Origin of the sequence: Streptomyces sp. P3, assembly GCF_003032475.1 — a bacterium.
Classification (GTDB): Bacteria; Actinomycetota; Actinomycetes; order Streptomycetales; family Streptomycetaceae; genus Streptomyces.
The window spans coordinates 6815228-6834365 of sequence record NZ_CP028369.1 but is presented as its reverse complement, the minus strand read 5'-3'; the positions used below and the strand labels follow the sequence as shown (position 1 = coordinate 6834365).

Below are 19138 nucleotides of genomic sequence, written 5' to 3'. Positions count from 1 at the left end.
GTCCCGGTTCCGGTCGGGGCGCCCCCAGGCGTTCATCCCACCCGCACGGAGCCCTTCGGCACCAGATGCCGCGCGAGGAGTTCGTCGCGCACCAGGCCCGCGTAGACGGTGGCCCCGTGCACGGAGGTGTGCGTGTTGTCCCGTTTCTCGTTGTACAGGTAGAGCGCCTTGGAGCCCTCGACGCCGAGGGACTCCACCACCGCCTTGGTCTTGGCGGTGAGGTCGATCAGCGGGACGTGCTGTGCGGCGGCGACCGAGCGGATGACCGCGGGATGGTCGACGCCGAGTCCGTTGACCAGCAGAGCCGTTCCGTTGTTCAGCGTGCCGTCGGTGTTGAACCAGCGGCGCACGATGGGGGTCACCAGGACCGGCCGACCGCCCTTCTCCCTCACTCCCGCCACCAGTGTCTCGAGGTTCGCGCGGTATGTCGCCCCGTCGGTCGTCTTGTCGTTGTGGGCGAGCTGGACCAGGACGAGGTCGCCGTGGCGGATCAGTGGCCGGACCGTGTCCCAGAGCTGCGGGTTCCCCAGATAGGTGACCGTACTCTCCCCCGAGTCCGCGTAGTTGGCGACAGAAACGCCTTGCCGCAGATATTGCGGCAGTTGCTGACCCCATCCCGTGTATGGCTCGGCAGGCTGGTCGCACACGGTGGAGTCGCCGACGAGGAAGATCTGCCGGGCGTGGCGGGCGGTGGTGACCCGGATGTCCGCCAGTGCCGGAGCGGATCCGCCGAGGACCAGGTCCAGGCCTGCGGTGCCTGCGGGGCCCGTGGGCTCCCCCTCGGGGGTGCGGACGTCGACGGTGAAGCTGCGGACGACGCGTTCACCGGCGGGCACGGTGGTCTCGGGAAGCAGGGCTCGCCGGGTCTCACCGGTGACGCTGGTGCCGGACGCGGCGCTGCCGCCGAGAACGACCTTCACGTCATAGACGCCCGGTGCGACGTCGAAGTGGCAGGCGGTGGCGGTGCAGTTGTCGATGCCGAGGGGGGCGCGACCGTCGTGGGCGCGGGCGGCCGGCACGGCCGTCAGACCGGCGGCCAAGGTCAGCGCCGCCAGCACGGCGGTGTTGAAACGTCTCACTTGCGACTCCTCCGTCGTGACACAGGGGCTGGCGGCAGGACCGTACCGCCTCTGGCAAGCGCTTTCTAGACCTGGCGTACATTTCGTAGAACTGTCGACTTCCCAGGAGTGAAAGCCCTTTCGCGAAATCGATTCAACTGTCACTCTCTCAGACACCCGCACCCCCACACCTCCCGAAGGAGGCACCCCCATGTCCGGATCCGCGAACCACCCGGTCCGACGCCGCACCTTCGTCCTCGGCGCCGCGGCCGCCGCCCTCGCCGGGCCGCTCGCCGTCCCGGCCGCCGCAGCGGCCTTCGGCTACACCGACGACGGCTCGCACTACGTCGTCGACACCGGCGCCGACCTCGTCTTCAAGGTCAGCAAGGCGACCGGCGACCTGACCTCCCTGGTCTACCGGGGCACCGAGTACCAGGGCTACGGCGGCATGAACTCGCACATCGAGTCGGGCCTCGGCAGCTCCACCGTGACGATCGCGCGGTCCGGGTCGACGATTCTGATCTCCGTCACGCACGGCACGCTCCGGCACTACTACGCGGCTCGCAGTGGCGAGAACAACGTCTACCTGTGGACCAACAAGGCGGACACGTCTGTTTCGGCAACCCGTTACATCCTCCGGGTCAAGGCGGGTCTGTTCCTCAACGACGAGCCTGACTCGTACACGTACACGACCAGCACCATCGAGGCTTCCGACGTCTTCGCGAAGTCCAACGGCCAGACCCGCTCCAAGCACTATTCCAAACGGCGCGTCATGGACTACGACTACATCGGCTGGACCGCCGGCGGTGTCGGTCTGTGGATCGTGCGCAGCAACCACGAGAAAGCCTCCGGAGGCCCTTTCTACCGCTCTCTGCTGCGTCACCAGAGCGCCGACGGCGGCGGCCTGTACGAGATCCTCTACTACGGCCAGAACCAGACGGAGGCGCAGCGTTTCGGTCTCCAGGGCCCCTACGTGATCGCCTTCACCGACGGCGGCGCCCCCTCCTCCTCACTGTTCCCGGGAACGCTGACCACGTCGTGGGCGGATTCGCTCGGCATCGCCGGGTACGTCGGCGCCGGCGGCCGCGGCCGGGTCGCGGGGGTGGGCATCACCGGGCGGAACACCGCCCACACCTACACGGTGGGCCTGGCCAACTCAACGGCGCAGTACTGGGGTTCGGCGCGAGAGTCCGACGGCTACTTCTCGATCTCCGGGGTGCTCCCCGGGACGTACACGCTCACCGTCCACAAGAGCGAGTTGGCCGTGTACACCGCGCAGGTGACGGTGAGCGCGGGCGCGACGACCACCCTGAACTCGTTCGCCATCCCGTCCTCGAACGATCCGAGCAACGCGAGCGCGATCTGGCGGATCAACGACTGGACCGGCACACCGAGCGGCTTCAAGAACGCCGACCTCATGACGTACGCGCACCCGTCGGACGTGCGCGCGTCCGCGTGGACCGGCAACGTCGTCATCGGCAGCGGCACCGAGACGTCTGCGTTCCCCTGCTACCTCTGGAAAGACGTCAACAGCGGCCTGCTCGTGTACTTCAAGCTGACCGCCGCCCAGGCCGCCGCCGCGCACAGCCTGCGCATCGGCGTGACGACGGCCTATGCCAACGGCCGGCCGCAGGTCGTCGTGAACGACGCCTGGACCTCCCCCGTTCCGTCCCCGCCCACCCAGCCGAGCACCCGGTCCCTGACGAACGGGTCCTACCGGGGCAACAACCACACGTTCACCTACAACGTCCCCGCGAGCGCATGGCTCACGGACACCGGCCAGTACAACGTGCTGAAGATCAACGTGGTGAGCGGGTCCGGCACGACGTCCTATCTGAGCGCGGGAACGTCGATCGACGCGATCGACCTGCTTGCGTGATGGATCGTCATGAACCACGTGTCCACTGCTGGTTGGTACCCCCGTTGCACGCGTACGTGATGATCGCGGCGGAGTTGGCGGTGGACGCACCGTTCACGTCCAGGCATTTTCCGCTCGCGCGCGACGTGATGTTCACGTAGCTGCCCGAGGTCGTCAGCGCCCACTGCTGAGCGCTGGCCGAGGCATTGCAGTCCTCCTGGCTCACCGTGCCCGCGTTCTCCCGCACGCACAGCGAACTGCTGCGGACGACCAACTGGTAGTAACCGCTTCCGACCGACTTGAACCAGTACTTCTGGTTGTTGCCGCCGTTGCAGTCGTACTGCTTGATCTGGGCTCCTGCCCAGAGCGACTGGCTGGTGACGTCCGCGCACTTGCCACTGTGCCGGGCGACGAGCGTGTTGTAGGTGGCGCTCGTGCCCGTGATCGTCCCGGCGGCGGTGTCGACCGTCACCTCGGGGGCCCATGACATCGACAGCGAGGTGGACGTGGGGAAGGCCAGCGGCAGCCAGACGTAACGGGAGTCGTTGACGGTGCCGCCGAAGGAGTCGCCCCACCGGTCGCCCAGATACAGGTAGGAGGTCCCCGAACTCCCCTGGACGGGAAGGACGTACGCGGTCTGCGAGCCGTACGCTGTCGCGTCGCCGACGTTCGTCATGGCCGTCCAGGGGCCGGCGACTGAGGTGGCCGTCGCGTACTGCTGCTGGTTGGGGTTCCAGCCGGTGGCGCCCGAGGTGAGCATGAAGTAGACGCCGTTTCGCTTGAACAGCGCCGGCGCCTCACGGTGGCCGTTGTGCCACGGGTCGGCGACAAGGTTTGCGATACCGGTGTAGTCGGCGGTCAGCCGGTAGATCTGCAGGTCGTAGTTCTCGCGCGCCGCCGAGACCATGTACCCGGCGCCGTCGCTGTCCACGAAGAGCGTGATGTCGCGCGACATGTGCTGGTCGAGCGGCCGGAAGCTGCCCTGCCAGGCGTAGTCGCCGTCGACGGTGTCCGACACGGCGACGGCGGCCCGCGCCTCGCTGTAGTCCGTCCCGTTCTCCTTGTGCATCCACATCACGAACTTGCCGGTGGAGGCGTTGTAGACCACCTTCGGACGTTCGATGTTGGCGGTGGCCAGCTCGGACGCGCTCGACTGGGTCAGCACGTGGTTGCGGAACTCCCAGTTCTTCAGATCGGTGGAACGGTAGGCGTCCACGTACCGGAACGTGTTGTCGGCGTTGCGGTCCTCGCCGAACCAGTAGTAGTAGGAGCCGACTTTGAGGACCCCGCCGCCGTGAGCGTGCAGGGGGTTGCCCGAGGTGTCCTTGAACTGCGTGCCGTTGGCGATCGACACGGGCGCCGCCTGGGCCGGTCCCGCCGAGGCGAGGGCGCCGATCAGCGCCATACAGAGGGCGAGCAGGGTCGCGTACGCACGTCTCATCTCGGGCTCTCTTTCATGGTGTCGACGTCCGGGACGTCGGACTCCGGGGTGCCGCCCCGGTCGGGCGCCGGGCCTGGAACCGGATGCGGCGCGGGGCCTGCGGGTCGGCGCGGTGGGGGGACGGGAGGGCGGCGGGAGACGCAGCGCCTCTCGACGACAGCGTTCGGAACGGCGGACAAGATGTGGAATGACGAACGCCGAAAAGGTAAGGGCGTGTTACGAGCAGGTCAACGGGTCTGACGCGACTTGTCAGAAAGCCCTTTCCGGAAGGTTCCCTCGCGGAGCGACGTTTTCCCGGAGCGGAAGAGGCCGACGTGCGATCCGAGGGGATATTTGTGTTATCGGCGTCCGGCCCGTGCGTCTCCGATGTGTGCGCAGCTCTTTCCCCACCTCAGCAGCGGCCCTCGGCGTCCTCGCGGCGGTCGCGTCCGTCCTGGTCGCCGCTCCCCCCGCCGTCGCCGCCGACCCCCGGGACGTCACCGCCGACGTCCTCGCCGACCGGGACGTGAACCTCACCGGTGACACCGTGGTCACCGTGCCCGCCGGGACAACGACTTACGACGGCGCTTTCCGCGGCCAGGGAACGCTCACCGTAAGGGGCGGCGGAACGCTCGTCCTGACCAGGGACAGTGACTTCACCCTGCCCTCGGCCCGCCGCAGGCAGGTGGTGCGCACCCAGGGCGGAAACCACCCGTACACGACGGTCAGCAACCCCGATCCTCCGGCGATCACCGTCGCACGCGGGGCGACCCTGCAGTACGGGACCGGCAAAGGCACAGGACTGATCGGGCACTTCCCGTACGACACGCCCGGCTATCGGCTCAACGAGCTCAACGTCCGCGTGGACGGCACGCTCCGGCTGTCGTTGACCCGCACCTTCAACATCGGCACGATCAGCGGGTCAGGTCTGGTCACCCAGCCCAGGAACATGTGGGGCACGCTCGATCTGGCGGGCACCCATCCCTTCTCCGGAGTCATCGACAACGGTACCGGGGTCGCGGTGGGCCGCCCCGAGTTCCCGGTCTCGCTGCCCGCCGCCCGGGCGATCGTCAACCAGGGCTCCTGGATCATCGACACCCCGCTGAACCAGACGATCACCTTGCGTCAGGACTTCTACCAGCGGGCGTACGGCAGCGACGTCAACGTCCACACCCGGCCCGGCAGCAAAGTCATCCTCACCGGGCAGTACAGCTACAGCGACCAGGGCGGCGACGCAGCTCCCTCGCTCAGCGACCCGGACATCAACTGGCGTCCGGTGGCACACCAGTTGAACAAGCGTGGCACCAACATCGAAGGCGCGAACGTGCAGTGGGGCGACGGCACCACTCACAAGATCTTCATGCCGGGAACAAAAGACACCGTATACATCAACTTGCACGAGGCCAGCGGACGGCGGTCCCTGCTGACGTTCGACTACAACGGCCCGGTCACTCTCGGGGCGCCGATCGGCGGCGGCAGGTACCACGACACCCTGGCCGCGCCCGGTGCCGGTGACGTCGTCATCGCGGGAACCAAGGGCAACGACGTCACGTTCGCCGCCGACCAGCACTACGACGGTTCGACGACGGTGCAGAAGGGTGCGGTGCTGAGGCTGGGGTCGGCCCGGGGGGACGGCTCGCTGCTCACGGGCACGGACCGGCGTCGCATCGTGAACGACGGCACGCTCGTCGTGCGCAACGCGAAGAAGGCGATCTCGCTGTCCCGGCTCGGAGGCAGCGGCTCGCTCGTCCAGTCAGGACCCGCGACGACGACCCTCACGGGCCCCGCGGTGACGTACACGGGGACGACGACGATCAAGCAGGGAACGCTCGCGCTCGAGAGCGGGGCAAGCCTCGCCAACAGCAGGGCGGTACGGCTGACGTCGGCTGCGGCGCGTCTGGACACCGGCGGCTCGCCGCTGCGGGTGACGAGCGCCCTCAGCGGTACGGGCACCGTGAAGGGGGCCGTGACGAACGAGGGCGTCGTCACGGGCGGGCTGACGGTGACCGCCGGCTACACGCAGACCGACAAGGGACAACTGGTGCTCACGGACAGCCCGTTGAAGGCCGGGGGCAAGGTGAGTCTGCAGGGCGGCCTCGATCTGTCGGCCGCGGGAGCAGCCGCCGAGGCGAACGCCGCCGACTCCCCTTCCCCACAGATCGGCGGCGATTCTCGGCCGTCGTCCACTGCGCCCCGTACAACCCCACACCGTGAGATCCGCGTCCTGGAGCACACCGGTGACGGGCCGATCGCGGGCACGTTCGACGGGCTGCACGAGGGCGCCGAGGTGAAACTCGCCGAAACCGTTTACCGGATCAGCTACAAGGGTGGAGACGGAAACGACGTCGTGCTGATCGCGACAGCCGCGAGCGCCTCGGCGGGTGCGCACGGACAGGCTTCGCCGGGAACCGTGACGGCTGATACGCGAGGTACCGGAGCCGCCGAGGGCGGCGCGTTCGGGTGGTGGCCGTACGTGCTGGCAGCGGGCTTGCTCGGCGCGCTGCTGTTCCCGGCGACCAAGCGCACGCGAGGCGGAGGGCGCCGTCGAGGCGGGCGGCGCCCGGTCCACGGGCGTTGAGCGGGGGCGCTCTGTTCATGGACTGGACCCGCCGGGACGTCCGCGGGCTCTTCGACTAGCGTCGTGACATGACCAGCGACACCCCTGCCCCCCGCGCAGAGTCCACCCTCGCCACCGCTCTCGCCGCCGGCACCGTCGTCCTCGACGGCGGCATGTCGAACCAGTTGGAGTCCGCCGGGCACGATCTCAGCGACGAACTGTGGTCGGCGCGACTCCTGGCGGAGCACCCCGAGGCGATCACCGAGGCACACCTCGCCTACTTCGCGGCCGGCGCGAACGTGGCGATCACCTCCAGTTACCAGGCCACCTTCGAGGGCTTCGCCAAACGGGGGATCGAGCACGAGGAAGCGGCCCGACTGCTCACGCTGAGCGTGGAGCTGGCCCGGGACGCGGCTCGACGTGCCCGCGACCGGGGGGTCACGCATCCGCTGTGGGTGGCCGCGTCGGTCGGGCCGTACGGCGCGATGCTCGCGGACGGTTCCGAGTACCGAGGCCGTTACGGACTGAGCGTCGCGGACCTGGAACGTTTCCACCGGCCGCGCCTGGAGGTTCTGGCCGCCGCGGCGCCTGACGTACTCGCTCTCGAAACGGTTCCCGACGCCGACGAGGCCGAGGCGCTGTTGCGCGCGGTGCGCGGGCTCGGCGTGCCCGCCTGGCTGTCCTACTCCATCGACGGTGACCGTACGCGGGCCGGGCAGCCGTTGGAGGAGGCGTTCGCGCCGGCCGCCGACGCGGACGAGGTGATAGCGGTCGGCGTGAACTGCTGCGTTCCCGGGGACGTCGACGCCGCCGTGGCGACAGCGGCACGCGTGACGGGCAAGCCGGTCGTCGTGTATCCGAACAGCGGTGAGGCCTGGGACGCCACGGCACGCGCCTGGGTCGGACGCTCCACCTTCGCCCCCGAACAGGTCCTCGCCTGGCAGCAGGCCGGGGCCCGGCTGATCGGAGGCTGCTGCCGGGTCGGCCCGGAGGCGGTCGCCTCCATCGCCCGGACACTGGCATCCGCTTAGGCACGGTCCGGCGGATCGTGCGACCTTCTGGCCGGCTCCTCGGTGGCTCGGTCATAGGCCGGGGGGACCCGACAAATCTCGGGTGGCCGCTGCCGGAGCCGCATCTGCCGGGTGGGCGCCCCTGCCCCCTGGCGTCGATGATGCCGCGCGCGTGATCGACCACCGCCTCGTTCGCCGCGTCCTGGAACCGCCGGAAGTCAACGGAAGTCATCGGCCGTGGCGCTCCTGGACCGCCTGATCCGGATGTGCCGTGAGTGCTGCTCAGCATGCAGGTAGCGGCGTACCCGCAGCGGCTCAGCGCCTTCCCCCCATCCAGACCAGGGTTCGTCTCGCGCACCCATGCCTCAAGGCCATCACGTCGCGCAGCGGGATGTGTCCGGTGCGCCCCCAGGCAGGGGCCAGAGCCGGCGCGTGATGCTCAGGTGTGTCCGTCGAAGGTCGGCCGGACGGACAGGGCCGACGCGGTCAGCGGATACCGGACGGGCGGCTCACTCACCCCGTCGGGGTGCGTCATGACCGCAAGTGTGACCGGTGAAGGCCCATTGGCACCGTCGCGGCGTAGGCCCATGGAGACGCCCCGCGTCGGGGCTCAGCTCGAGAGCAGCGCGACGGCGATGACCACCGCGAGCATCAGCACCACGCAGCCGCAGGCGGTCAGTGCGTCGCGTCGGGCGCCCCTGACTCCCTCTTCGGTGTCCGCCCGCCAGGACGGGGCGAGGACCACCTCACCGGACTCGAGTGCCGCCACCACCCGCTGGACCTCCGCGTAGGAGTACATCGTGATGGTGGTCTCGCCGAGGGTTCCGTAACTCTTCTGCTCTTTGGTCCCCACCCCGTGGGCGGAGGCCACCTGGGGCACGTACTTCCGTCTGACCGTCCAGAGAGCGGCGGCCCCGTCGGCCGTCACCCAGCTGAGGCCCGGGGGCGGCACTTCCGGCGTGGTCATAACCGCCATGGTGTCGCTGAGGGCGGCACGGGACATCCGCAGATTTACGTAAACCCCTACTCGATGGCACCACTGCGGGTGACGGCCCGCAGCGCCGTGACGGACCACTCGACCGCGGGTGCCAGGCCTTCGGGGGCGGGCCAGCCGTTGATCAGGGCGAGCAACTCGAAGTACCGGTCCCGGCGCGCGTCGTTCGCGCCGAAGGACGCCCCCAGCAGCCACCTGTGCAGCCCGGCGTGGTCGGGGCGGCCGCAGGCGCGGGCGCGGTGCGCGGTGAGCGCCGCGACGACGGGCGCGGCCCGGGCGAGTCGGGGGCGCCTTGCCGCGCCCCCGACGGTGCTGCTGGGCCGCTACGACACCATGGGCCGTCTGCGGTACGCCCCGGCCGAAGCACCACGCTGACCCAGGCCGTCGGCCCGCGTCCTGGCCGACCTGCTGCCCCCGCCCGGGAACGTGCACCCCTGGCAGGGACGGATGTTCTCCGCAGGCTGGGAAACACCGCGCACGTTCGACGAGTAGCGGGATGACGAGGAAACCGACGGAATCAGTGCGCAACACATTCGTGGCGTGATGGTCCGGTTTCCGGTTTCCGCAGCGACCGTGTCTCACGAGCCGGGTGGTGTCTGTCTGCTTTCCGCGGAAACCGAAGACGAAAGCTGTGGGCCGCGGGTGAGCTGGACTACGTCGCCGACGCGGTGGCCAAGGCCATCGCGAGGGCTCGCGCGGGTGGCCGCCGACGCCGGCATGCGGACCGGTCCGCGTCGAGGGGCGGTCGCCCGACCGTACGCGGCACCCCGGGCGGCGCGTCCTGCGCCCGGTCAGCCCCGCGGGGACGGCGTCCTCACCCCCGCTGTCCCCACCACGGCACCCACGGGCCGGCGTCCCGCCCTCCCTGCTCCTCCCCCGGCCTCTCCCCGGTCAGCGTTTCCGCATCCCACCGGTGGCCCGCCGCAGTCGTCGCACTGCCGACCTCAGCTCCGTGCCGCGTGAAGAGAATCCGGCCGGCGACGGGTCCGCCGCGGACGTCCCGCCGTCCGACCCCTCGGGAAGGGCGGTTCGAGGGGGCGGCGTCATCCACAGCGCCAGCTCACGGTCGCGTACCCCGTGGGCGGTGTACGACCAACTGTCGGTCCCGGACGGCTCCGCGTCCGCCCCGGACCGTACCGCGTCGCTCCCGGACAGCAGCATCCGGTCGTGCTCCTGAGGCCCACGATCGCTGTCGTCCTCCCCGAAGATCCGTACCGGATGCGTCGCGTTCCACGCCTCCCACCCGGGATGTCCTGTGGCCGCGAAACGCGTCCACGCCCCGTGCATCGCGTCGGCGAGTCCCTGGGGGACCCCGTCCCCGGCGAGTTTCGCGGACTCCGGGGTCTCGCCGGTGTCGAAGACGAAGCCCAGTTCGAGGGCGTGGCAGGCGCCGAGACCGGGCCGGCGTGAGGGCCAGGCGAACTCGTACACGTACGACGTCCCGGGGCGGGCGTCCGCCAGGCGTCGCAGCGGCAGCCGCAGCAGGCTGTCCGTGACCATCTGACCGACGACCTCGGCGGGACCGGCCGCGGGGTGCAGTGCCCGGTAGCCGCGCGGCACCTCGGGCCCGCAATGGCAGCGGGCCATCGCGCCGGCGAGAGCGACGGCGCCGAGCCGGTCGACGCGCTCGAGGAGCCCGCCTGGCACCAGCCAGAGCCGGTACTCGTCGCGTGTCCAGCCCATCAGCAGTTCCACGCCGACGGCGACGTCCCCGTCCAGGAGCGCCGACAGGGGGTCACGCGGTACCAGATCGCCGTCGACGACGATGCCGAAGGCGGGGCCTCCCAGGACCGGGCTGCTGAGTCTGCCGACCTCGGCCTGAGTGCGCAGCAGCAGGTCCCGGTCCACGGCGGCGAAGGCCTCCGCGGTGGCGGGGACCTTCAGCCGGGCGGCCATACGCCGCACCATACGGCGGACCTTGTCCCGATCGAGGGCCTCCGGCGGTCCGCTCTGCAGGACGGCCCGCCGGAACAGGCCTTGTGCCTGCGGAGCCGCGATCAGTCCGCCGACGCTGATGGCACCGGCGGACTGTCCCGCCAGGGTGACCCTGTCGGGGTCGCCGCCGAAGGCCCTGATGGAGTGGTGGACCCATTCCAGCGCGGCGAGCTGGTCACGGAGCCCGAGGTTGGCGGGGGCGTCCGGGAAGAGCCCGTAGCCCTCCACACCCAGCCTGTAGTTGATCGATACGAAAACGATTCCGTCGCGTGCGAAATGGCGCCCGTCGTAGACCGGCGCCGCGGAAGAACCCCTGGTCAGGGCACCGCCGTGGAGCCACACGACGACGGGCAACTGTGCGCCGGGGCCGGGGTCGGGGGTCCAGACGTTCAGGTTGAGGCAGTCATCGCCCGGCACGGCGGGGTCGGAAAGATACTGGGCGAAGGCGTCGGAGTACGGCGGTTTCGGCGGCGTCGGGCCGAAGGAGGCCGCGTCGCGCACGCCGTCCCACGGTTCGGGCGGTGCAGGCGGCCTGAACCGGCGGACACCGAAGGGCGGCGACGCGTAGGGGATCCCCCGGAAGACAGCGACGGCGCGCTCGTATCTACCGCGTACGACCCCGTAAGGGGTTTCGACGAGGGGACGGGCCTCGGGATCGTGGGCACGGGCGGGGTCGGACCCCGTCCAGGCCTCGCCCGCAGGGGGGTTCCTCCGGTCGGCTGCCATCTGCTCACCAGCCCTTCGCCGCGCTCGCGCATCGGTATGACCAGAGCACCACAACAGCGCCCGGTATTCCGGCGCACGAGCCGGTGGGAGAGCTGTTCGGCGTAACAACCAGGGCGCCGGTGCCGAGGAAACGACGGTCTGCCTGTTCTGGGCGCGGGTGCTGGCTGTTTCCGCTGATGGCGGAGGAAAGAGGTGTCGGGGAGCCGTCGGGCGGCGCACCAAGCATCGTCGGGCGATGCCTTGCGCAGAGCATCGCAGCAACCGCAGGAAAACGGTTACTGTTCGGTGGCGCGACCAGAGCTGCCGGAACCCTGCTCCGCCCACGCCACGCACCAACCGTCACCGGATCCCCGCTGCCGATGACCCACCCTTCGGGTGATTATCTGACGTTACATGACACAGATTTGCTTATCTGACGTGCCGCACACCACCGATTGACCGCGTCCCGACGGCAGACCTACGGTAGAAGGCGCTTTCAGAAAATGTTTCTCCCGCACCTCCACCTCAGGAGAGTCATGCCCAGCGCGCAGCTGCCCAGGGCCGTGTTCGCGATGGATCCGGTGCACCTCCCCCTGCTCTTCCCCTCGCCGCTCCTGGCCCGGCTGCAACGGACGGCCGACATCGACCCCGGGCTGGTCGTACGGGACTTCAGCGATCCCGCCGCCGCATCGCTGCTGGCCGAAGCGGAAGTCCTGATCACCGGCTGGGGGTGCCCCCGCCTCGATGCGGGTGCTCTCGCCGGCTTCCCCCGGCTCCGTAGCGTCCTGCATGCCGCGGGCTCGGTCCGCTCGCTGGCCGGCGAGGACCTTTGGGGGCGAGGGGTGACGGTGTCCAGCGCGGTCACCGCAAACGCCCTCCCGGTCGCCGAATACACCCTGGCGATGATCCTGCTGGCAGGGAAGGACACCTTCGTCCACCGTGAGCGCTTCCGTCGCACCCACGCCCACCCGACGCACCGGGAAACCGCAGCAACCGGGAACCTGGGTCGCCGCGTCGGCGTCATCGGCGCCTCCCGGGTGGGGCGTCGCCTGCTGGAACTGCTACGCCCGTACGGCTTCGACGTCCTCCTGCACGACCCCTATGTGGACGCGGTCGAGGCCGCTGAACTCGGCGCACAGGCGCTCTCCCTGGAGGAACTGCTGCGGCGCAGCGACATCGTCAGCCTGCACGCGCCCGACATTCCGGAGACCCGGCACATGCTCGACCGCGACCGGCTCGCGCTGATCCGCGACGACGGTGTACTGATCAACACGTCGCGCGGCGCGCTCATCGACCACCTCGCCCTCACCGACGAACTGGTCGCGGGACGCCTGTACGCGATCCTGGACGTGACCGAACCCGAGCCGCTGCCCGCCGACTCCCCGCTGTACCGACTGCCGAACGTGTTTCTCACGCCGCACATCGCCGGGTCGCTCGGCAACGAGCTGGAGCGACTCGGCGGCATCGTCGTCGAGGAGCTGGAACGGCTGGCCGAGGGGCTTCCGCTCGCCCACGAGGTGCGCCGCGCAGACCTGGCCAGGGTTGCCTGACAGCCGGTCTCCTTCCTGTTTCCGTGTGGTGGTCGCCGGGGGCGCGGAAGTTATCCACAGGCCCGTCCACCTGGAAGAACAGTGGGATACGGTTCCCGAACCCCCGGGGGGCCCGGTACCGGCCGTCCGGTGATCAGGCCGCGAAGGTCTCCGCGACCCAGGCCTCCAGGGCGTCCGCCATGGCGCCCACGACGGTAAGGAGCGGCAACGTGAGTCAGAGCAGGACGACCGGGAAACCCGGCCGGGTGACGATAAGGGACGTCGCGCATCGAGCGGGTGTGTCCGTAGCAAGTGTTTCTCGGGTCCTATCAGGCAACTACCCGGTCTCCAACGACATCCGCAGTCGCGTGATGCAGGTGGTCGGCGACCTGGACTACGTCACCAACGCGCATGCACGATCCCTGGCCGGGGGCGGAACCCCGACTGTGGCGATACTCGTCAACGACATCACCGGCGCGGCGTTCGCACAGGTGGCGAAGGGGGTCGAGGGCGCTGCCACGCTGCGCGGCTGGCTCTCGCTCGTCGGCACCACCGGCGACGATCCCGAACGCGAGCTCACCCTGGTCAACATGATGCGCCAGCAGGGCGTCGCGGCGGTGGTCCTGCTCGGCGGCGCCTACGACCACGACGAGTACCAGTTGCGCATGGCCCGCTTCGCACGGTCCCTGGACGCGGCCGGCTCTCATCTCGTCCTGGTCGGCAGGCCGCCGTTGGAGAGTGACGTGCCGGCGACGACGGTCGACTACGACAACGAGTCCGGCGCCTACGCCATGACCAGTCACCTGCTGTCGGCCGGTCACAGACGCGTCCTGGTCCTGCCGGGCCCCGCCGGACTGACCACGGCGCAGGGCAGACTGCAGGGGGCTCAACGGGCCTTCGAGGCCTACGGTGTGCCGTTCGCCCGGGGGCTGGTGCGGCACGGTCCGTACGACGACGCGCACGGGTACGCGGCGGTGGAGGCCGCCCTGCACGAGACACCGAACTTCACCGCCGTGCTCGCCGGTACCGACATCGTCGCCGCAGGCGCCATGCAGGCGGTAAGGGCAGCCGGGCTGCGCGTGCCGGACGATGTGTCGATCACGGGCTATGACGACATCCCCCTGGCCTCGCAGCTCACTCCCCAACTGACCACGGTGCACGTGCCGTACGAGGAGATGGGCCGGGTCGCCCTGCGCGCGGTGGCCGATCGCCGCGAGGGCGCCGGAGCATCCGCCCGACGCAAGGGAGGTGACGCCGAACACCTGGTACTGGGCACTCACGTCGTCGTACGGGGCTCGGTGCGGCCGCCGAAACGAGGTCGCTGAAACCGCGGCAACGCCGCGCCTCGGCACTGCTCGACACGGGTTGCGCCGCCGTTCGAACCGCTCAACACCTCTACGGCAACTGTTCGGTGTCGCTGGAAACAGACCTCGCCGTTTCGGTCCCGCGCCGGCACTTGGACCCTTCGCACTTCAGTGTTGCCGAAGCGCAGATGCTCGCCCGGCCGATGGGCCGAGGAGGCACCCGCCGTGATCTCGCGTTTCCCGGCGTCTTCACGCCGCGCTGAGCCACACTTAATATAGCAAGCGCTTTCTGCGAGTCGTCTGTTTCGGGATCGGCTCCGAAACGGCGCTGGTCGAACTTTCGCTGGCCTTCGGGCGGGCCGGAGAGGTGGTTCACGATGGTGCGCACGGCGAGTGCGAGCACGAGTCCGGGTGTGCCGGCCGGGCCGACCCTGGCGGTCGTGGCCCGTGAGGCGGGGGTGTCGGTTCCGACCGCGTCCAAGGTGGTGAACGGGAGGGAAGACGTCGCTCCCGAGACCCGACGCCGGGTCACCGAGGCGCTGGACCGACTCGGTTACGTCCGCAGACCGCGCTTCGACGCGACAAAGCCGACCCGGCTGGTCGATCTCGTCGTGCACTCGCTGGACAGCTCGTGGTCGGGCGCGGTGCTGCACGGCGTGGAGGAGGCGGCGTACGACGCGAACCTGGACGTCGTCGTGTCGGCGGCGCTGTCCCGCACCCGCGCCGGCCGTCCGCAGCGCGGCTGGCTCGACAAGCTGACGGCGAGAGGTTCCGCCGGAGTCCTGTTCAATCTGGCCGAGTTGACGGGCTCTCAGTACGCCTGGTTGGAGCAGCACCGCATCCCGTTCGTGATGATCGACCCGGTGGTCGAGCCGCCGCCCGAGGTGGTCTCGGTCGGCGCGGCGAACTGGCAGGGCGGGGTGACGGCGACCCAACACCTGCTGGAGCTCGGGCACGAGCGCATCGCCGTGATCGCCGGACCGCGCCGCCGGATGTGCAGCAGCGCCAGAGTGGCCGGCTACCGCTCCGCGCTGGCGTCGGCCGGAGTCGCACACCGCTCCGAATACCTTCGCAACGGCGACTTCGACGAGTCCGTCGCTCACCGCCACACACACGAATTACTGGATCTGCGTACGCCGCCGACGGCCGTCTTCGTCTGTTCCGACCGCATGGCTCTGGGGGTCTACCAGGCGCTGGCCGAACGGGGGTTGCGAGTTCCGTACGACATCAGCGTGGTCGGTTTCGACGATCTGCCGGAGTCCCGCTGGACGACCCCCGCCCTCACCACCGTCCGACAGCCGCTGGGGGAAATGGCGGCTACGGCCCTGCGGTTGCTGGTGCGGATGATGGACGGAGAGCACCCGGAAGGAACTCGAACGGAACTGTCCACGCGACTTGTCCCACGGGCGAGTACGGCGTCGCCGCCGGGCTGACGGACTCGCCCGTCAGGCGCGCCGATCTCCACCCGATGCCCGCCCGGTCCGCGCTGTTCTGGTGCTCACCCCGCACTCCCGGCCCCCACCCGGCATGTCCACGCGCTCACGCGGCCCCTGCGCGTCGGTCGGTCCGATGCTGCTACCGGGGCCGTCGTCCGGCCCCCGCGTTCACCTCTTCCCGCAGGTCGCCCCTGGTCCTCTCCGATTCTCCGCTGTGCGACGCGTCTCCCGAGGCGGGGCGGCGGTGCGCGATGTTGCCTTCCAGCAGGCGGGTGGCGGTTGCCACGCCCACGCCGTGCACGGCGTCGGACACCGGCAGTCGGCCGTCCGTCCGCTGCAGTTCGGCGAGGGCGGAGTGCACGGCCTCATGGGCAGCGAACAGACACGGAGTGCTGTAGATGGCAACGTTCACACCGAGGTCCGAGAGCTCACCCAAGGAGAGCCGGGGCGACTTGCCGCCGGCGATCTGGTTGAAGAGCAGCGGCTTGTCCCCGACCACGGCGCGGATCCGGCGGATCCACTCCACACTGCGGACACCGTCGACCAGGACCATGTCCGCGTCCGTCGCGGCGAGGGACGCGGCGCGGTGCAGGATGTCGTCCTCCTCGGTTGCGTCGGTGCGGGCGACCACCACCAGGTCCTGGCGGGTGGCCAGCACCATCTGCAACTTGGCGAGATATTCGCGCAACGGCAGCACCTGCTTGCCGTCGGCGTGCCCGCACCGGCGCGGCCGTTTCTGGTCCTCCAGGATGACGCCGGACGCTCCGATCCGTTCCAGTCCCGCCACCACGTGGCAGGCGACCTCCGGGTCGACGTAACCGTCGTCGATGTCGACGAGCAGATGGTGCGTCGGGAACGCACCCCGCAACCGTTGCACAAAAGCCATCATGTCCGGCCATGCGATGAAACCGATGTCCGGCAGTCCGTAGTACGAGGCCGCGAAGCCGAAACCGGAGACGAACATCCCGTCGTAGTGCTGCGCCGCGATCGACGCCGAGTACATGTCGTACACGCCGATCAACGGAGTCGTTCCCGGACCGGCGATCCGGTCCCGCAGCTTGGTCCCGTGAGTCAACGTACGGCTCCTCCTGACATCCCTTTTCCGAAACGATCTCCGCAAGGCGTTTCGGAACAGATTTCCGAAACAAGAGGATGTCCGTGTCGAGCCAGAAGTCCGGCCTCGGTGCCGTTCTCACTCACTCCGATGGCGCAAGCGGTTCACCGAAGAAACGTCACTGGAGACTCGGTTCGCCGCACGCGGTTCAGCGCCGCCCACCCCAGCAGCCCGGCACTCAGCTCCGCATCCCGGCCGCCCACAGGAGTCCGCCTCGCCGGTGTGCCAGGAAGTCGGGGTTGCGGTAGGCCTCGGCCGCGTGGCCGAGAGCGGTGCAGAAGACCCGCCCTCGGCCCTGTTCACGGCACCACGCCAGTGGATGGTCGGCGCCCATCCCGCCGCCCTCGTACGACGTCTCGTCGGCGGTGACGAGGACGTGCACCCGTGTGCGGGGGTTGGAGCGGAAGTCGTACCACTCGTCGGTGAAGTCCCGGACGGCCGGCAGGGAACGGGGGGGGCGGGATGGTCGTGGTCCTCGACCACCGCCGTACCGGGCTGATGGTCCGGATGCCGGGCGAAGCGGACCCCGAGGAGTTCACCGTAGTACGGCCAGTCGTATTCGGTGCACGCCGCGGCGTGCACGCCGACGAATCCGCCGCCCGCTTCGATGTACCCGCGGAGCCGGCCCCGCCCACCCCGGGTGAGCACCTCACCGCTGGTGGTGAGGAAGACCACGGCCGCGTACCCGTCCGTTCCGACGTGCCCGTTCTGACGTTCCTGTCCCGACGTGCCTGTGGCGTCTCCGCTGCGACGTGTCCGTTTCTTTCAAGACCACCAGGGGCGACCTTGCCTACCGTGGCCTCATGAGTCCACGATTCGATGCCATCGGCTTGGTCGTATCCGACATGGCCGCCTCCGTCACCTTCTACCGCCGGCTGGGGTTCGTCTTCCCCGAAGACGCAGAAGAGCAGCCGCACACCGAGGCCGAACTGCCGGGTGGGATGCGGCTGCTGCTGGACACCGAGAGCACGGTCCGTTCGTTCCATCCGCAGTGGCAGGCGCCGTCAGGGGGCGGCCGGGCGTCGCTCGCGCTGCGCTGTGACACCCCGCAAGAGGTCGACACGGTGTACGCGGAACTGGTGGGCGCCGGCCACCCGGGCGAGCTGAAGCCCTGGGACGCCTTCTGGGGCCAACGGTACGCCGTCGTGCACGACCCGGACGGCAACGGCGTCGACCTCTTCGCACCACTGGGTCAGTAGGCCCGGACTCCCGATCGCCGCCGCCGTAACGGACGGCGCCGGACCCGCTCGGGCCGACTCGCAGCCCCCCTCATCCACCGGACCACCAGGCCCATCCCACCGGCCCACCAGAGGTGTCCCACCCGATCACCATGACTTTCACCGGGCCCCCCGTCCTGCGGGATCATGTGCCCGCCCGGACGGGCCGTCCGGTGGTTCGGCCGGCCGTGCCCGATGCACCGGGTCGGCAGGGCAGGGCTGCGGCATCGCCATCGGTCGCCGTCGGCGCAGCAGCAGGTCTCCCAGCGTGAGGCCGGTGAACTCCCGCACCTCCCGGGCCAGGTGGGCTTGGTCGGCGTATCCGGTGCGGGCCGCCGTGGCCGCGCGGGGCATGCCCTCGCGGGCCAGCGCGAGCGCCCGTTGCAGACGCAGGATCCGGGCCAGCGTCTTGGGTCCGTAGCCGAAGGCGGCGAGCGAACGACGGTGCAGCCGGCGTGCCCCGATGCCGAGCTCGTCGGCCGTCGCGGCCACCGAGCGGCCTGCGGCGAGGACGGCGACGAGGCGGCGCAGTTCCGGGTCGGGGGGAGCCGCTCGTTCCAGAGCCAACGACTCCAGCTCCGTGGCCGGTTGGGCCGCTGTGGTGATCCGGTCGGTCAGCCGCCGCACCTCGGCAGCCGGCCACAGGTCTGCCAACTCCACGCGCCGGTCACGCAGTTCGTGAGCCGGTACACCGAGGAGGGGAGGCGCGGCGCCCGGAAAGAAGCGGATGCCCGCCCAGGGCGCCGGCGGACCGTCGAGGATGTGAGCCCGGGTGTCCGGTCCGGCGACCAGCAGCCTGCCCTCGCTGTAGAGCAGGTCCATGCAGCCGTCGGGCAACACGGGAAACGCACGGTTCGACGCCGACGGCGTATTGGTCCATACCGTCGCCCCTGCCAGCCGGGAAGCCCGCTCCGCGTACACCCTTGGCAGCCTACGTCGCAGGAAGGGACGGCCTCGTCGTCGTCAAACGCCCGTGTCTCCCCTTGCCGCGTGCCCCTGAT

Annotated in this window: 14 protein-coding genes and 1 pseudogene; 8 read left to right on the top strand and 7 right to left on the bottom strand. The window is 69.9% G+C overall.

Annotated elements, in window-relative coordinates; translation table 11 throughout:
* Window positions 1–32 precede the first annotated feature (32 nt).
* Complete coding sequence (locus C6376_RS29965; protein ID WP_107446274.1) at window positions 33–1079, bottom strand: rhamnogalacturonan acetylesterase; 1047 nt, start codon at window positions 1077–1079, stop codon at window positions 33–35.
* 190 nt (window positions 1080–1269) lie between these two features.
* Between C6376_RS29965 and C6376_RS29960 the strand changes: the two genes are divergently transcribed.
* Window positions 1270–2937: a rhamnogalacturonan lyase B N-terminal domain-containing protein gene (locus C6376_RS29960; RefSeq protein WP_107446273.1), complete on the top strand. Its 1668-nt coding sequence runs from the start codon at window positions 1270–1272 to the stop codon at window positions 2935–2937.
* A 7-nt stretch (window positions 2938–2944) separates the two neighbouring features.
* Here the strand turns inward: C6376_RS29960 and C6376_RS29955 are convergent, their stop codons facing one another.
* Window positions 2945–4357 (bottom strand): RICIN domain-containing protein, encoded by a 1413-nt coding sequence (locus C6376_RS29955; protein ID WP_107446272.1) that lies wholly within the window; start codon window positions 4355–4357, stop codon window positions 2945–2947.
* A 370-nt stretch (window positions 4358–4727) separates the two neighbouring features.
* Between C6376_RS29955 and C6376_RS29950 the strand changes: the two genes are divergently transcribed.
* Together C6376_RS29950 and mmuM are read left to right on the top strand one after the other, a co-directional pair.
* A complete protein-coding gene (locus C6376_RS29950; protein WP_107446271.1) occupies window positions 4728–6914 on the top strand; it encodes an autotransporter-associated beta strand repeat-containing protein in 2187 nt (728 codons plus the stop codon).
* A 68-nt stretch (window positions 6915–6982) separates the two neighbouring features.
* The gene (gene mmuM / locus C6376_RS29945; RefSeq protein ID WP_107446270.1) at window positions 6983–7924 is read left to right on the top strand and encodes a homocysteine S-methyltransferase; all 942 of its coding nucleotides are present in this window, start codon (window positions 6983–6985) and stop codon (window positions 7922–7924) included.
* A gap of 589 nt (window positions 7925–8513) precedes the next feature.
* On the opposite strand, the gene C6376_RS29940 is transcribed toward mmuM, so the two are convergent.
* Window positions 8514–8870 (bottom strand): hypothetical protein, encoded by a 357-nt coding sequence (locus C6376_RS29940; RefSeq protein ID WP_159083292.1) that lies wholly within the window; start codon window positions 8868–8870, stop codon window positions 8514–8516.
* Window positions 8871–8933: 63 nt separating this feature from the next.
* On the opposite strand from C6376_RS29940, the gene C6376_RS43985 reads away from it, so the two are divergent.
* On the top strand, window positions 8934–9272 hold the full coding sequence (locus C6376_RS43985; RefSeq protein WP_159083291.1) for a hypothetical protein: 339 nt from the start codon (window positions 8934–8936) through the stop codon (window positions 9270–9272).
* 516 nt (window positions 9273–9788) lie between these two features.
* Here the strand turns inward: C6376_RS43985 and C6376_RS29935 are convergent.
* Complete coding sequence (locus tag C6376_RS29935; RefSeq protein ID WP_107446268.1) at window positions 9789–11558, bottom strand: carboxylesterase/lipase family protein; 1770 nt, start codon at window positions 11556–11558, stop codon at window positions 9789–9791.
* Between the two features lie 515 nt (window positions 11559–12073).
* Here C6376_RS29935 and C6376_RS29930 point away from each other — a divergent pair.
* The 3 genes from C6376_RS29930 to C6376_RS29920 all read left to right on the top strand — a co-directional run bounded on the left by C6376_RS29930 (window position 12074) and on the right by C6376_RS29920 (window position 15803).
* Window positions 12074–13087, top strand: coding sequence for a hydroxyacid dehydrogenase (locus C6376_RS29930; RefSeq protein WP_107446267.1), 1014 nt, complete (start codon window positions 12074–12076; stop codon window positions 13085–13087).
* 209 nt (window positions 13088–13296) lie between these two features.
* Window positions 13297–14391, top strand: a complete 1095-nt coding sequence (locus C6376_RS29925; RefSeq protein ID WP_107446266.1) for a LacI family DNA-binding transcriptional regulator — start codon at window positions 13297–13299, stop codon at window positions 14389–14391.
* A 356-nt stretch (window positions 14392–14747) separates the two neighbouring features.
* On the top strand, window positions 14748–15803 hold the full coding sequence (locus tag C6376_RS29920; protein WP_107446265.1) for a LacI family DNA-binding transcriptional regulator: 1056 nt from the start codon (window positions 14748–14750) through the stop codon (window positions 15801–15803).
* A 142-nt stretch (window positions 15804–15945) separates the two neighbouring features.
* Here the strand turns inward: C6376_RS29920 and C6376_RS29915 are convergent, their stop codons facing one another.
* Together C6376_RS29915 and C6376_RS29910 are read right to left on the bottom strand one after the other, a co-directional pair.
* Window positions 15946–16881 carry an oxaloacetate decarboxylase gene (locus tag C6376_RS29915; RefSeq protein WP_107446264.1) on the bottom strand — a complete coding sequence of 312 codons (936 nt, stop codon included), beginning with the start codon at window positions 16879–16881 and terminating at the stop codon, window positions 15946–15948.
* A gap of 217 nt (window positions 16882–17098) precedes the next feature.
* Window positions 17099–17610, bottom strand: a pseudogene (locus C6376_RS29910) (ThuA domain-containing protein); the annotation flags it as partial.
* A gap of 113 nt (window positions 17611–17723) precedes the next feature.
* Between C6376_RS29910 and C6376_RS29905 the strand changes: the two are divergent.
* Entirely contained in the window at window positions 17724–18119 is a 396-nt protein-coding gene (locus C6376_RS29905) for a VOC family protein (RefSeq protein WP_107446263.1), read from the top strand.
* Between the two features lie 138 nt (window positions 18120–18257).
* Here C6376_RS29905 and C6376_RS29900 read toward each other — a convergent pair whose 3' ends face one another.
* Window positions 18258–19058, bottom strand: coding sequence for a helix-turn-helix domain-containing protein (locus C6376_RS29900; protein WP_107446262.1), 801 nt, complete (start codon window positions 19056–19058; stop codon window positions 18258–18260).
* Window positions 19059–19138: the final 80 nt, after the last annotated feature.